This is a genomic window from Saccharothrix sp. NPDC042600 (genome assembly GCF_040647305.1).
Taxonomy (GTDB): domain Bacteria; phylum Actinomycetota; class Actinomycetes; order Mycobacteriales; family Pseudonocardiaceae; genus Actinosynnema; species Actinosynnema mutabilis.
This window is the reverse complement of the sequence record NZ_JBEZBW010000155.1, coordinates 1-13,495: the sequence shown is the minus strand read 5'-3', so window position 1 is coordinate 13,495 and position 13,495 is coordinate 1. Positions and strand designations below refer to the sequence as shown.

Sequence of the window (13,495 nt, the reverse complement as noted above, 5' to 3'; positions counted from 1 at the left end):
AGTTCCAGCGGGTAGCAACGGTTCGATCCGGGACCACGCCTGATCGGTCAACTCACCACGACGCACCACAAGATCAATTATCAGACACGCCCTAGGCGGGGACGCCGACCAGGCCCAGTTGCGCCATCATCCCGAAGGTGTTGGCGTGGGTGTGGAACTGGCTGACCTTCCCTTCCACGGTCTTGACGAAGTACGTCCCGGACGTGTCCACCTTGCGGCCCGTCGGCGGGATGGTGGCGCCGCCCAGTTCCAACGGGCCGGTGTTGGTGCCGGTGAAGCGGAGTTCACCGGCTACCGCCTCGTCGCCGACGACCCGGTTGGTGACGTCGATGTGCATGTCCGGGAACGCGGTGAACCACTGCCGCATGGCCTGGCGCGCCTCGTCCCGGGTGCGGATCGGCGCGGGCTGGGCGTCGTCGAGCCACTCGAAGTCCTCGGCCAGGGTGTCCAGGAAGCCGTCCACGTCGTGCCGGTTCCACGCCTGCGTGCCCTGGTCGTCCAGCCGCAGCAGCTCTTCTCTCGATGTCATCTGGCGCCTCCTCGACCGGTGGTGGTGCGAGCCTTCGCCCGTTGGGCCGTTCGCACCAGTGCCGAACGGCCCGGCCGCTCTCAGGAAGGGCCTGCGACACTCGGCTGGAACACGAGGGGGAGACATGAGGGTGTTCCAGGGCGTCCTGGTCGTGGTGGGGCTGTTCATGCTGGTGACGGGGCTGTTGGACGTCATCGTCGGGCCCGCGTTGCTACCGGGTGGGCCGTCCGCCGAGCCCACGTTGGACAGCCACTACCGGTTCTTCGCGACCCTGTGGTCGTTCCTCGGGGTGGCGGTGTTGTCGGTGGTGCGGCGGGTTCGGGAGGCCACGGGGGTGCTGCGGTACGTGTGCGCGGCGGTGTTCGCGGGTGGGCTGGCGCGGATCGTCTCGCTGGTCTCGGTCGGCACGCCGCACGTCCTGATGGTCGTGTTCATCGGGATCGAGCTGGTCCTGCCGCCGTTGCTGGTGTGGTGGCAGTGGACGCTGACGCGGCCCGCGCGAACGCCGTGATCACCGGGTGCGGGCGGGTGCCGTCGCCCGCCAGCTCGGGTTGGAAGAGGGTGGTCAGGAAGAACGGGTGGTCGGGCAGCTCGGCCACCCGGACCTCGCCGTCGGCGTCGTGGCCGCTGAAGACCATGCCGTGCTCGCGCAGCAGGTCGAGGTGGCGGGGGTTGAGGCCGTAGTCGCAGTGGTAGCGCTCGACGGTCCGGTCGGCCGCCAGCACGCGCTCGGCCAGCGTGCCCGGGACCAGGTGCACGGCACCCTCGTGGCCGACCAGGGAACAGGCGAGCGGCGCGACGAGCGGGTCGGCGGCGTCCGGGTCCACCTCGGCGTGGGCGGCGGTGGTCAGCCCGCACACCGCGCGCGCGAACTCCAACAGGGCGTGCTGGAACCCGCCGCACGTGCCCAGGAACGGGACGCCGTGGAGCCGTGCGTGCGCCACCGCGGCGAGCGCGCCTTCCTCTGACGCGTAAGGACTTCCGGGCAACAACCAGACCGCGTCGAACCCGGCGAGGTCGTCCGGCCCGGTGATGTCGTCGGTGCGCACCCAGTACGCGTCGAGGTCGAGGCGGTCGCGTTCGCGCAGGGCCTGGAGGAGGCCCGGGACGCGGGTGTGCGAACGGACGTGCGGGGACCGGTCGCCGACGAGGGCGAGGCGTGGGGTCGTCATGCGTCGATCCTCGGTGGCGGGGTGGTTCACGTCCAACGATGATCCGTGCACTGTGGATAAGCGATACTGATGCACGTGGACCCGCACCTGCTCAGGACGTTCACGACGGTCGTCCGCCGGGGATCGTTCTCCGCCGCCGCGGCGGAGTTGGGTTACACGCAGTCGGCGGTGTCCCAGCACATCGCGGCGCTCGAACACGACCTGGGCGTGTCGCTCCTGGGTCGCCGGCCGGTCGCCCCGACCAGCGCCGGCGACCGCCTCCTCGACCACGCGACCCCGTTGCTGCTGCGCCTGGACGCGGCGCGGGCCGACGTCCGCCGAGCCGCCGCCCCGCCACCGGAGCGGGTGGTCGTGGCGGCGTCGCCGTTGGCCGCTCCGGCGGCGGTGGCGGAGGTCCGGGGCGCGTTGCACGTGGTGACGCGCGCGGAGGTGGTCGCGGGCGTGGCGACCGGCGAGTTCGACGTGGGTTTCGTGGACGGCGTGGTCGCGCCGAGCGACCCGCTGCGCCTGCCGGTCGGCGTGAAGGCGTCGGTGGTCACCGAACACCCGCTGGTGGTGGCCCTCCCGCCGGGCCACCCGTTGGCGCGCAGGAAGGGCCTGCGCCTGGACGACCTGGTCGACGCGAGGTGGATCGACGCCCCGGACGCGGCCGTGCCGCTGGAGGACCTGCGCGAAGCCGTCGGCACCGCGGGCTTCCACGCGGCCACGGCGTACCGGGGCACGGACACGGCGACCCTGCGCGCCCTGGTCGCCGCCGGCCACGGCCTGGCGGTCCTCCCGGGCACCGACGGCGCACCCCTGCTCACACCGAACCTGGTCCACCGCGTCGAACGCCTCCGCCTCGGCTGAACCGCGTCAGGCGATCCCGTGCGCGGCCAGGGCGGAGGCGATCCGCGAGGCTCGAATGCCTTCGTTCTTGCGCATGGGCGGCTTGCCGGCGACCTCCTGCGGCCGACCGCCCGCGTGGTGGACGGCGATCAGGTCGCCCGCCGCGTCGAAGACCGGTGCGCCCGACGAGCCCACCCGGGTGTCGGTCAGGTAGTGGACCGTCCGGTCGTCGAAGTAGGTCACCTGGTTGCGCACGAAGCCCAGCCGCTTGCGCTGGCCCCGGGGGTGCTGCACCACGAACGCCTCGCCGTCCCTGGTCGGCGCGACCGACCGGGACGGGGTGATGACCGGCCAGCGTCCGTCCAGCGGCGTGACCGTGCGGATGACCGCCCAGTCGTCGGCCTTGTCGGAGACCACGTCGGCGGCGTCGCACGAGACCTGGGTCGCCGCCCGGACGCCGCCGCGGCCGTCGTCCTCGAACCCGAACTCCGCGGTCACGGTGGTCGCGGCGGCCCCGGTGTCGCTGTCGTGCAGCACGTGCCAGTTGGTGAGCAGGAGGTCGTCGCCGACGCGGAAGCCCGTGCCGTACTGCTCCTTGCCGCCCACCCACACGTTGAGCAGGCACACGGCGGGAGCCAGCGCGACCAGGCGTTCGAGGGTCGCGATCAGGCCCGGCACGCGGCCGATCTGGATGGTGAGGTCGTCCTGGTAGAGCAGCGCCTCCGGCTCGGTGACCCGGTCGTCGAACACCGGTCGCCCCGTCGCGCTGACCGGTTCGCTGGACAGCCTGGTCGGCCGGTCCGCGAGCAGGTCGAGCAGGAACGGCTTGGCGGGACTGGTCTCGGCCAGCGCGTCGGAGGCCGCCGTCACCAGGGCCCGGGTGCGACCCTGGGCCGCGGCCTCGGTGAGGACGTCCATCCACAGGAAGGTCGGCGCCTGCTCGCTATCGATCTCGGTCAGGTCCAAGCCCGCCTGCCGGGCCACCAACCGGACCGCCTGCGACTTCGTGAACAACGTCGTGAGGGTGCGGTGCAGTTGCTGGGCCACGCGGTCGTCGAACGGGTACTGAAAGGCGTCGAGCGGGTTCATTGTCGCTCCAGGAGGGCTTCGAGCCGGCGAGGGGCAGACCCAGGGTGTGCCGGTGGAGCACGTCCAGCGGGTCCGGGCCGACGAGGTACAGGGCGAGCGCGCGCAGGTGGGGCGACGACCAGCCGTGAGCCGCGGCTTCGTGGTCGAGGATCCGTCGCGCCATCCGGTCCGGTTCGCTCGTGTGCTGGGTGGCCACCGAGCCGATCACCTCGTCCAGACCGGAGTACCGGATCCGCGGGACGGCCACGGTGAACGGCATGCCGCGCAGGGCCGCCAACGTGCCGACGACCGACGTGGTGAGCGGGTCGTCCAGGGCACGGGCCGCCTGTTCGCACGCCCGGGCGATGAAGGGCGACGTGGTCGCGAGCCGCCACCGCCGGTCGGCCAGCTCGACCAGGTGGCGTCCGGTCCGCATGGGCCGCGTCATGTCGCGCGGCACCGCCTGCAGCACCACCGCCTCCGGGGTGGCGTCGGAGCCCCGCCAGACCCGCGCGGCGCCCCTGAGGTCGGACCGCAGCGACAACCGCCGACGGGACTTGCGTTCCGCCTCCACGGCCGCGGCGAAGACGGTCAGGCCCCCGGCGTCGGACGGCGCGGCCAGCGGTCGGCCCGCGCTCTCCGGCGCGGTCCACCGGTCGAACCGCTCCGCCAGGGACGGCAGCACGACATCGACACCGGACATCAGGCCGCTCAACCGGCGCACGACGTCGTCGTGGCGGGCGTCGGCGAGGTCGAGTTCCGCGGCCAGGTCGACGGTCAGCCGGATCCTGGCCGCCCGGACGGCCAGCGCGCTGAGCCGCCCGGCGTGGTCGTCGGGCCAGTGGTCGGGCCCGTCCACCCGGGCGAGGAGCCGGTCGGCCGTCGTGCCGTCGCCCGCCTCGCGGGCGAGGGCCGCGCCGAGGACCGCGCGGTCGCGGCCGGTGCGGCCGGGCGGGAACCCGACCGAGGCCAGCACCCGGCGGGCGCCTTTCAGGTCGCCCGCCTGCCAGTCGGCCCAGGCGTCGTAGACGACCAGCGGGCTGTCGGGACGGCGTTCGCCGACCTCGTGCAGGATCGCCGGCACGGCCCGCTCCAGGCCGCGGGCCAACGAGCGGCCGATCCGGCGCACGGCCTCGCGTTCCCACGCCGCCACGTCGGCCGACGCCCGCGGCACGCCCTCGGTGCGCAGGCGCAGCCACTCCTGCGCCTCCTCCTCGGCGTCGGGCAGTTCCGGCCAGGCGTGGCGCAACAGCGGCGCGCAGTCGTCCCGCCACGCCAGTTCCGCCGCCTTGAGGTCCCCGCACCGCAGGAGGTGGTAGACCAGCTCGGCGGTGGTCGCGGCGTCCGGGTCCGCGCACCCGGCGTAGAAGTCCGCGGCCCGCCGGTCGATCTCGTGGACGCGGTCCAGGTCGTCCGCCTCGACCAGGCGCAGGGTGGAGATCCGGACCTCGGGCCGCAGGCGCATCGTCGTGTCGGTGTCACGGCCGAGTCCTTCCACGAGGCCGAGTTCGCGCGACAGCCGGGTGAACGCGCGCTCGGCGTCCAGGCCGGGCGGGATGACGTCGTGCAGGACCTCGCGGACGACGTCCGCGTTGAGGACGCGCAGCACCAGGGCGTCCCGGGCGAGGAGCTTGAGCGCCGGGTCGATCACCCGGTCGAGGATGCGCTGGTACAGGTAGCCCTCGATGAGCGTCCGGGGCAGCGTCCTCGGCAGTTCCCGCACGTCGCCGCCCGCCTCGATCAGCCGGATGGCGAGCTTGAGCACCAGCGGGACCCCGCGCGAGGTCTTGACCAGGTAGTCCAGCGCGGTCGGTTCCCCGATGCCCCGGTCGACCAGCCACCGGCGGGCCACGGCGGGCGTCAGGCCGCGCAGGTGCTGCGACCGGCTCGGCCGCCCGCCCAGCTCCAGGCCGGTCACGGAGGCCTTGCTGGAGACCGTCGCCCGACCGCTGACCACGATCCGCAGGTCCGGCAGGTGGACCAACAGCCGTTCCAGCACCGGCCAGATCTCGTCGTGCCGGACGGCGTGCTGGGCGACCTCGAACCCGTCGAGGACGAGCAGCGGACCGGGCGCGGCCGGCATCGAGCGGGCCAGCGCGAGGGCCACCTCGTCGGCGTCGTCCTCCCACTCGTCGCGCCTGGGCGCGGCGAAGCCGTCGACCTGCACCGCGGCCTGCTCGCGCACCGAGTCGAGGACCGACCGCGCGTCGTCGGGCGCGAGGTCGGCGCGGTCGAAGTCGAGCCACAGCAGGACGGTGTCCGGGAGCAGCTCCTCGGCGAACCGGGCGACCAGGGCGGACTTGCCGATGCCGCCGATGCCCGTGATCACCATGGGACCGGCTCCCGGGTCGTCGAACCACGCCCGCAGCGCGGCCAGCTCCTCGGTGCGACCGCGGAAGCCCGGCCCGGCCACCTCGCGGAGCCTGCCGACGACGCGCCGGCGTTCCAGCGCCCGGTTGACCTGGAGGGGTGCGGGCAGGTCCGGCGCGACACCGGAGAACCAGCGGACGGCCTGCAACCAGTAGGGCAGGTCCTGGTCCGCGACGTCGTCGAGCGCGTACGGCGGCCCGGCGAGGATCCGGTCGATCGTGCGCTGGCCGCCGTCGCCGCCGACGGGCGCGGCACCGCGGGCCGCGCGGAGCGCGGGCAGCGACCCGGCGATCCCGATCAGGCGCTGCCGTTCGGGCGTCGTCAGCGCCCACGACGGCGCGCCGGGGTCGGCCACCAGCGGGTGGAGCCGCCGCCGGACGTCCTCGGGGAAGTCCTCCGGGTCGAAGCTCCACCGGACCGCCGCGGGCACCAGGTCGTGGTCGGTGTGCTCCGCCACGGGCTCGACGTCGAGCGCTTCCCGGGCCGCGGTCACGTCGGCCAGTCCCTGGTGTGCCGCGATCTCGTCCCAGACCGTCGAGGCCCGCAAGGAGTCCAGCACGGCGGACACGGACACCGCCCGGTTCCTCGGCTGCTCGCGGTCCGGCGCCCAACCGGAGTGCATGCCCACGACGGTGCCGGTGCGCATGTCCACCGCGGGGCCGCCGCCGGAGCCGCCCTCGGAGTCGGCGTCGTGGTACAGCCAGGGGGGTTCGACGGCGAGGATGCGCCCGGTGCTGAGGAACAGCCGCGGCGCCGCCCGCGGGTGGTGCAGGACGACGACGGGTTGGTCCCGCGCGGCTTCGGCCGTCCCGAGCCGCAGCGCGCGACCCTCCCGCGCGGAACGCAGGCGCACCACCGCCACGCAACCGTCCTTCGGTGTCGGCACCAGGTCCGCCTCGACCTCGACGTCCTCGGTCGCGAACAGGCAGCGGAACCGTTCGGCCGCGTCCAGCACCGCGACCGCGTAGTCCGCCAACACCAGCAGGTCGTCGGTGATGAGCCACCCGGTGCAGTAGCGGACGTTCCCGCCGCCGCCGACCTGCACCCGCGCCACCCCGCGCGCGGCCCGGCGCAAGGCGGAGACGAAGGACTTCACGTCGTACATCCCCACTACCGATCCGATGATCACGACGGCCCGCTTTCCAAGGTGTCCAGAGCGGCCTTGAGGGCGTCGCTGATCCGACGCAGTCGCGGCACGCTCGTGAGGGGCGAGTTGTCGGCGGTGGTGATCACGTCCACGGCCAGCGACCGCGCTTCGTCCTCGCGCAGCTTCTTGTCGTCCGGCCCCGACCACGACTGGAACACCTCCGCCACCTGGTCGCACTGGACGTCGGTCTCGCTGGTGACGTCCTCGCACCACAGGTCCTGCGCCCACTTGGTCGGCACGGCGTCCGGGTAGTGGATCAACATCAGGCGGAACCACGGACCGAAGGTCGGGTTCATCAGGATCAGCGCGAACAGGTCGAAGAACGTGCGGATCTCGGTGTCCAGCAGGGGCGCGCCGTCCGCCTCCGCGCCGAGGTCGTCGACGGCGATCCACATCTTGCGCCCGCGGGCGCGGGCCAGCTCGCCCAACTTGAAGCACACCTTGCGGTACCAGTCGTGCTGGAGGCTGTCGAAGCGCGGCGGGATGCTCCCGGTGCTCTCCACCCCCGCGTACAAGCTGTAGATCACGTCGTCGACCGTGGCGACCATGCCGCTGCACAGGTACACCGGGGCGGCGCCCCACTGCCGGGCCATCCACTCGAACCGGTGCCGGCTGTGGCTCTTGCCGCTCCGCGCCCCGCCGCGCACCAGGATGACCTTCGTCTGCGAGCTGTCCGGGGCCAGCGCCGCCAGCAGGTCGTGCAGCCGGATCCGGTCGAGCACCCGTTCCCCGTCGTACGCGCGCACGGTGGCGGCCGTGACGTCCGCGGCGAGCACCGCCTCGACGGCCGCGCACACCGCCGGGTACCTGCGGACGTCCTTCATCGCCAGGAAGGTGGCCAACCGGCCGCAGGCCGCGATGTTGTCCAGCGCCTGCTTCCAGATCAGGTCCGGGGGCAGGCCCTCCACGGCCAGCGCCGGCAGGTCGGACCCGGTCATCCGGTACAGCAGGTCGATCCGCGCCGGGCGGTGCACGGCCACGGTCAGCGCTCGGTGCAGCTTCGCCGCTTCCGGGTGGCTCCACGGGTAGGAGTTCTGGTCCAGGAACGGGTTCGCCATCGTTGCACCCCTCCCTCCTTCAGACCGGCACGCCGAGCGCGCGCAGTTCGCCGGCGCAGGCCGACACGGCGTGGGCCAGGTTCGTGTCCGCCGACGCCCCCGCGAAGTGCAGGCCGAACGCGCCCGGCGCGTCGCCGAGCCAGGCCACCACCGGGGAACCGGAGCTGCCACCGAGCGTCGTGCAGTCGTGGCCGAAGACCCACGCCCGCGGGTCCTGCCCGGCTCCGGTGAACCCGGGCGGCCGGTGGGCGGTCCCGGGAGCGAGCCGCTTCACGCCGTAGCGGTGGCCGAACAAGGCGTTGTTGACCCATGCCCAGTCGATGCCTTCGTGCGTGCCCGCCTGGTAGGCCGGTCGGCCCGGATAGCCCACGGTGCACAACGAGGCCAGCACACCGTTCGGCCCGTCGGGGTCGGCCAGGACGGGCACCGCCTGCGGCACGGGGTGCTCGATCGGCTCGATGCGCAGGACGGCGGCGTCCAGCCGCGCGTAATCAGGACCGTCCACGCCCGAAGACCTCGCTTCCACGACGCGGAACCGCCTCGTCCGCGTCCGGCCGGACTCGGCGGCGAAGTCGACGTGGGCGCCGTCGAGGACGCGGAACCCGGTGTCGGTCGGCGCGACGGCCTGCCGGAGCCTGCGCCACATCACCTCCATCACGTGGAGGTTGGTCAGCACCAGGCCGTTCTCGGCGTCCACCACCCAGCCGGTGCCGAAGAAGTTGTCACCGGTGGCGTTGTCCGGCTGGATCCGCCCCACGGCCTGCAACACCGGGCGCAGCGCCTCCCGCGCCGCCGCCACCGCGCCCGCCCACCGGCCGATCATCGGGTGGGCCTCGTCGACCCGGTCGTCCCGCACGAACAGGGTCGGCCGCGAGCCGTCGGCCCGGACGACCGCTTCCAGCGTCCGCACCTCGCCCGCGGTCAAGTCGGCGGCCGGGTCGGCGTCCAGCCGTTCGCCCGCGATCCTGGTCTCCCGCAACAGGATCTCGCGGGCGCGGCGGAACTCGTCCGCGTCGTCCACCCAGGGCGGCACCTGGTCCAGCGCGGCCTCGACGCGCCCGGTCACCTCGTCCGCTCCCGGGCGCGGGTCCACCTCCTCCACGGGGACCGACTCGGGAGCGGCGCCGGACCGGTCGGCGGTGGAGCGGACGGCGACCAGTTGTCGCAACCGGTCCGCGGCCGTGCGCGTGGTCGTGGTCATGACGTTCCTCCCACCTCGGGCGCGCCCGCGAGGTCCAGCCCGAACACGTCCTGCAACGCGGGGTTCGCCATCGCCTTCGCGAGCCGCGGCGACGGCCGCGTCCACGACGAGGCGGCCTCCGACGCGCCCGCCGGCGCGGTCCGCCCGGCGAGCACCGCGTGGGAGATCTCCGGCCCGAACCGGTACCAGTCCAGCAGCGGGTCGTCGGCGGCCTCCGGCTGCACCGCTTCGGCGACCAGCGACCGCACGGTGTCCGCCTCGGACACCGGTCCGGCGAGGGTCTCCCGCTCACGCCCGAGGTCGAGGTCGGCGCGCAGCAGCGCCTCCGCGTCGACCACGCCCGCGCCCATCGTGAAGGAGTCCCACTCCGCCGGGCGCCGGGCGGTGGCCCGCACCAGGCGCAGGAACAGGGCCTGCACGGTCTCGCCCCGCCGCCGCGCTTCCGCCACCAGGTTCGCCCGGCCGTGGTGCGCGAGCCACAGCGCCGCGACACCCGCGGTCATCGCCACGGCGAAACTCGTGCCCTGCCCCTGTCCGTGGTCCGGCTCGCCGTCACCCCGCGGGATCCGCGCCCGCAGCACGTTCTCGGCGGGGGCCGAGACGTCCACGGCGGCGCCGCTGCAACTCCCGCGCCACTTGCGCCCGTGCCGGTTCACCCCGGCCACGGCGACGCACTCGTCGTACCGCGCGGGCCACACCACGCGGCCGACGCAGTTCCCGGCGGCGGCGAGCACGACCACGTCCGCCCGCACGGCCCGGCGCAGCGCGCGGTGCAGGGAGAAGGAGAACAAGCCGCCCAGGCTCATCGTGATCACCTGCGCGCCGTGCGCGGTGGCCCAGTCGATCGCCTCGGCCACCGCGACCTGGGAGATCTGCACGACGCTGGTGATCGCGCGGATCGGCATGTGCAAAGCCGCGGGCGCGGTGCCGGTGACCACCAGCGATCCGGGGGAGACCAGGACGCTCGCGGTTGCGGTGCCGTGACCGGGGCTGCCGCCCCGCTCCAGCGGATCGGTGGGGTCGTCGTCGTGGTCGAGGACGTCGTAACCCGGCACGGTGAACACGCCGTCGAGTTCCCGGTGGCGGGTGACCCCGGTGTCCGGCTGGGCGACGACCACGCCCTCGCCCCGGCTCAACCGGTTGCGCGCGGCCGAGAACTCCCAGGCGGCGGGGACGTTCATCATCCCGAGCGCCCACCGCGGGTCGTCGTGGAGTTCCGGGTCCTCGGCGACCCAGCACCACGGCGGGAACCCGTTCGCGCTCTCGCGGCCCGGTGCGAACAGCGGTTCCTCGGGGAAGAAGTCGGTCGGCAGGTCCGGTTCGGCGGCCTCCAGGCCGAAGGCGTCGGCCAACGCGTACGCCGCCTCGAACGAGACCTCCGGGGCGGCGGCCGGCACCCGGCCGGGCAGGTCGACCAGCAGCACCCGGGGCTCCAGGGGCGACAGCGGCCGGACCCGGACGGCGAAGTCGGCCAACGTCGTCCGCACCCCGTCCGCGACGGCGACCGGGTCCTGGGAGGGGCGCAACACCAGCGCGAACCGCGCCGACCGGGCGGTCAGGTCGGGCGGAAGCACGCGGGTGGCCGCGAGCAGAGCGTCGAACGGTTCCATGACCCACCCCTGACTGCATCGGCCTGTGCCCATCCAGTCGCGGCCCGGGTTGGTCTGGTTAGCCGTCCACGCGCATGCCGAACGGGTGAATCACCCAGGGCAGTCGGTCGGCTACCGACTTCTGCGGAGCGGGTGGACGCGGCGGTCCACCCGCTCCGACGGACGGACGCCTAGCGCCCGAGGACCGTGCAGGACGCGGTCGAGGTCTTGGTCGGGTCGCTCTCCGAGGTGGCGGTCAGGGTGATCCTGCCGACCAGGGGGCCGCCGTCGCGCCTGGCGTGGATCGGGACCTGGGTCTGGCCGCCGAACTTCGCCGTCGCCAGGGCGTTGGGCACGGACACCGTCCAGCCCGACGACGTCGTCGCCGAGACGCGGTAGACGTCACCGTCGAGGTACCGGCTCACGTCCTCCGGGTGCTCCCCGCCCGGCGCCGCGTCGCGGCCGGTGTTGAACAGCGGGAAGCGGCACGTCGCCACGCCGTCCGAGCCCGCCGCGCCGGCGGTGGGCAGGACGCGGACGCCGCGGTGCTGCGGGCCCCGGCCGTCCAGGGAGCGGATGGCGACCGTGTAGGACAGCACGCCCTGGTGGTCGCGCTTCACGTCCAGGACGTAGAAGTGCAGCCGGTTGGCCGGGTCGACGTGCTCGTACTCGCTGCCGGAGTTCGTGCCCGCGTGGAACAGGGCGTCCGACAGCTGCCGGTAGTCGCCGACGGTGATGGGCACCTTGCGCCCGTCCGGCAGGACGTAGTCGGTCATGCCGATGTCCTGCGGGTTGGCGTCGACCACCCACGCGAACGGCGCGCGGTCCTCGTTCTTGGTCTTGGCCAGCAGGACGCCCGCGTCCGGCGTGAACGAGTCCGACCCCATCCGGTCCACGACCTCGACGGTGTAGTTCTGGTAGCCGCCGCCGTCGCACAGCGGGTCGGTGCGCACGTCGCAGGCGGGGGACAGGTCGCCGGCGCCCAGCTCGACGTTGATGCCCGCCAGGCCGTTCGGCCCCGGCTGCACGGTCCGCGCGGTGACCTTGGCGATCACCAGCCCGGACTCGTCGAGCGCCTCGCGCGAGAGCCGCAGCACGTTGCGCTCGTCCACGATGCCGAGCTTCATCTTGTTGCGCAGAACGTGCTGCGCGCCCATCGACCCACCTGCGGTCGCCGGGATGACCCACCGGGAGTGCGGCCCGCCGGGACCGTTGAACGAGCCCCGCGAGAGCATGTCCCAGATGCCGGTGTACGCGCGGTGCGGCGGGTTGGAGTACGGGTTGTTGTAGTTGTCGCCGATGCCGAGCAGGTGGCTCAGCTCGTGCGCGTACACGCCCTGGCCGGAACTCTCGGCCTGCGTGGACGACCCGTTGCCGGCGTTGGGCCACAGGCTCGACCCGGCCGCCCAGGACGTCCAGTCCACGTACCGGGTGCGCGACCAGTTCGGCAGGGCCTCGTCGGGCGGGCCGAACGCGTCGGGCACGTCCTCCCTGGTCGGGAACTTCATCATCCCGAACTCCTGCCACGTGCCCGACTCGTCCTGCCCGGCGGACAGGAAGTAGACGAAGTCGAACCCGGCCGGCACCTGGGCGCCGACGTCGGCCACCCACGCGGCCCGCCCGTCGGTCCGGATGTCCCGGGTGCACGTGTCCCCGGCCGGGCACGCGGTGCCGGCCTGGAACTCCATGGCGTACTCGTGGTCCTTGCCCGGCATGGTGTACGGGCCGAACGCGGTGAGATCGACGCCGTAGCGCCCGCCGGAGTCCTCCATCCAGTACTCGTGGACGGTGTGGCCCCGGTTGAGCGCGTTGGGCTTGTTGAGGAAGTCCTGGTAGAACTGCGCGACCTGTTCACGGGGCACGTCGTGCGCCTCGGAGCTGGGGTTGTTGAAGACGGTGGAGTGCTTGGGCTGCGTCACCACGAACGGCTGGTTCGGGTAGTCGAGGAGGACGAGCGCGCCCTTGAAGTTGCGCACGGACCCCTTGACCGACGGATCGGCCCAGTTGGTGCCGGGCACCTTCTTGTAGTCCCGTTCCCACGTCATGTGGTCGGGGTTGACCCAGTTCTGCGGGTCGATCGGCCCGGGGAACCCGGCCTGCGCGGCGACCCGGGCGGTGTCCCGGCCCTGCTGCCAGGGCTGCTGCTGGGGCCAGTGGTCGTACTGCCAGGGGTGCGGCGGCTCGGTGGGCGGCGCGGCGAGCGCCCCGGTGCCACCGGCGGTCAGCGCGGCGGCCGAGCAGAGAGCGGCGAGCACGAGCACAGGACGCCGATGCCCGCGACGAACACGTGTGTGGTCCATACCACCTCCGTGAGGATGATCCACCCACGCTAACCGGCGGAGCGACTTGCGCCCACGTTGTCAGTTGACGCACCCCTCCACCACCACCGCGCGCAGCGCGTTGCTTTAGCGCCGCAGGCGCGCTTCTGATGGGCTATTTAGCCCAAGGAAGGGCCTCGGTTCGTTCCCCGTACGGCCTGGGCGCAGCCCAACCGCGCTTTGGTCTTCTCCGCAACCAGCTTTTCCGGTTGCGG

General features: G+C 73.3%; 10 protein-coding genes. 2 read left to right on the top strand and 8 right to left on the bottom strand.

Features of this window, described 5'->3' with window-relative positions:
• Positions 1 to 91 precede the first annotated feature (91 nt).
• A complete protein-coding gene (locus AB0A74_RS40560; RefSeq protein WP_358258238.1) occupies positions 92 to 529 on the bottom strand; it encodes an ester cyclase in 438 nt (145 codons plus the stop codon).
• Between the two features lie 124 nt (positions 530 to 653).
• On the opposite strand from AB0A74_RS40560, the gene AB0A74_RS40555 reads away from it, so the two are divergent.
• Positions 654 to 1,040 carry a DUF4345 domain-containing protein gene (locus tag AB0A74_RS40555; RefSeq protein WP_358258237.1) on the top strand — a complete coding sequence of 129 codons (387 nt, stop codon included), beginning with the start codon at positions 654 to 656 and terminating at the stop codon, positions 1,038 to 1,040.
• Here AB0A74_RS40555 and AB0A74_RS40550 read toward each other — a convergent pair.
• Positions 961 to 1,701, bottom strand: a complete 741-nt coding sequence (locus tag AB0A74_RS40550; protein ID WP_358258235.1) for a hypothetical protein — start codon at positions 1,699 to 1,701, stop codon at positions 961 to 963. The two genes, AB0A74_RS40555 and AB0A74_RS40550, sit on opposite strands and share 80 nt — an antisense overlap.
• A gap of 69 nt (positions 1,702 to 1,770) precedes the next feature.
• On the opposite strand from AB0A74_RS40550, the gene AB0A74_RS40545 reads away from it, so the two are divergent.
• The gene (locus AB0A74_RS40545) at positions 1,771 to 2,550 is read left to right on the top strand and encodes a LysR family transcriptional regulator (protein WP_358258234.1); all 780 of its coding nucleotides are present in this window, start codon (positions 1,771 to 1,773) and stop codon (positions 2,548 to 2,550) included.
• A 6-nt stretch (positions 2,551 to 2,556) separates the two neighbouring features.
• On the opposite strand, the gene AB0A74_RS40540 is transcribed toward AB0A74_RS40545, so the two are convergent.
• From AB0A74_RS40540 to AB0A74_RS40515, 6 genes are all read right to left on the bottom strand, one after another.
• Positions 2,557 to 3,543 carry a serine protease gene (locus tag AB0A74_RS40540; RefSeq protein ID WP_358258233.1) on the bottom strand — a complete coding sequence of 329 codons (987 nt, stop codon included), beginning with the start codon at positions 3,541 to 3,543 and terminating at the stop codon, positions 2,557 to 2,559.
• On the bottom strand, positions 3,473 to 7,063 hold the full coding sequence (locus AB0A74_RS40535; RefSeq protein WP_358258231.1) for a trypsin-like peptidase domain-containing protein: 3,591 nt from the start codon (positions 7,061 to 7,063) through the stop codon (positions 3,473 to 3,475). Before AB0A74_RS40535 ends, AB0A74_RS40540 begins: the two co-directional genes overlap by 71 nt.
• A gap of 29 nt (positions 7,064 to 7,092) precedes the next feature.
• The gene (locus tag AB0A74_RS40530; protein ID WP_358258229.1) at positions 7,093 to 8,172 is read right to left on the bottom strand and encodes a hypothetical protein; all 1,080 of its coding nucleotides are present in this window, start codon (positions 8,170 to 8,172) and stop codon (positions 7,093 to 7,095) included.
• A 19-nt stretch (positions 8,173 to 8,191) separates the two neighbouring features.
• Positions 8,192 to 9,373, bottom strand: coding sequence for a trypsin-like peptidase domain-containing protein (locus tag AB0A74_RS40525; protein ID WP_358258227.1), 1,182 nt, complete (start codon positions 9,371 to 9,373; stop codon positions 8,192 to 8,194).
• On the bottom strand, positions 9,370 to 10,983 hold the full coding sequence (locus tag AB0A74_RS40520) for a S8 family serine peptidase (protein ID WP_358258225.1): 1,614 nt from the start codon (positions 10,981 to 10,983) through the stop codon (positions 9,370 to 9,372). Before AB0A74_RS40520 ends, AB0A74_RS40525 begins: the two co-directional genes overlap by 4 nt.
• Before the next feature lie 170 nt (positions 10,984 to 11,153).
• On the bottom strand, positions 11,154 to 13,262 hold the full coding sequence (locus AB0A74_RS40515) for a M6 family metalloprotease domain-containing protein (protein ID WP_358258223.1): 2,109 nt from the start codon (positions 13,260 to 13,262) through the stop codon (positions 11,154 to 11,156).
• Between the last annotated feature and the right edge of the window lie 233 nt (positions 13,263 to 13,495).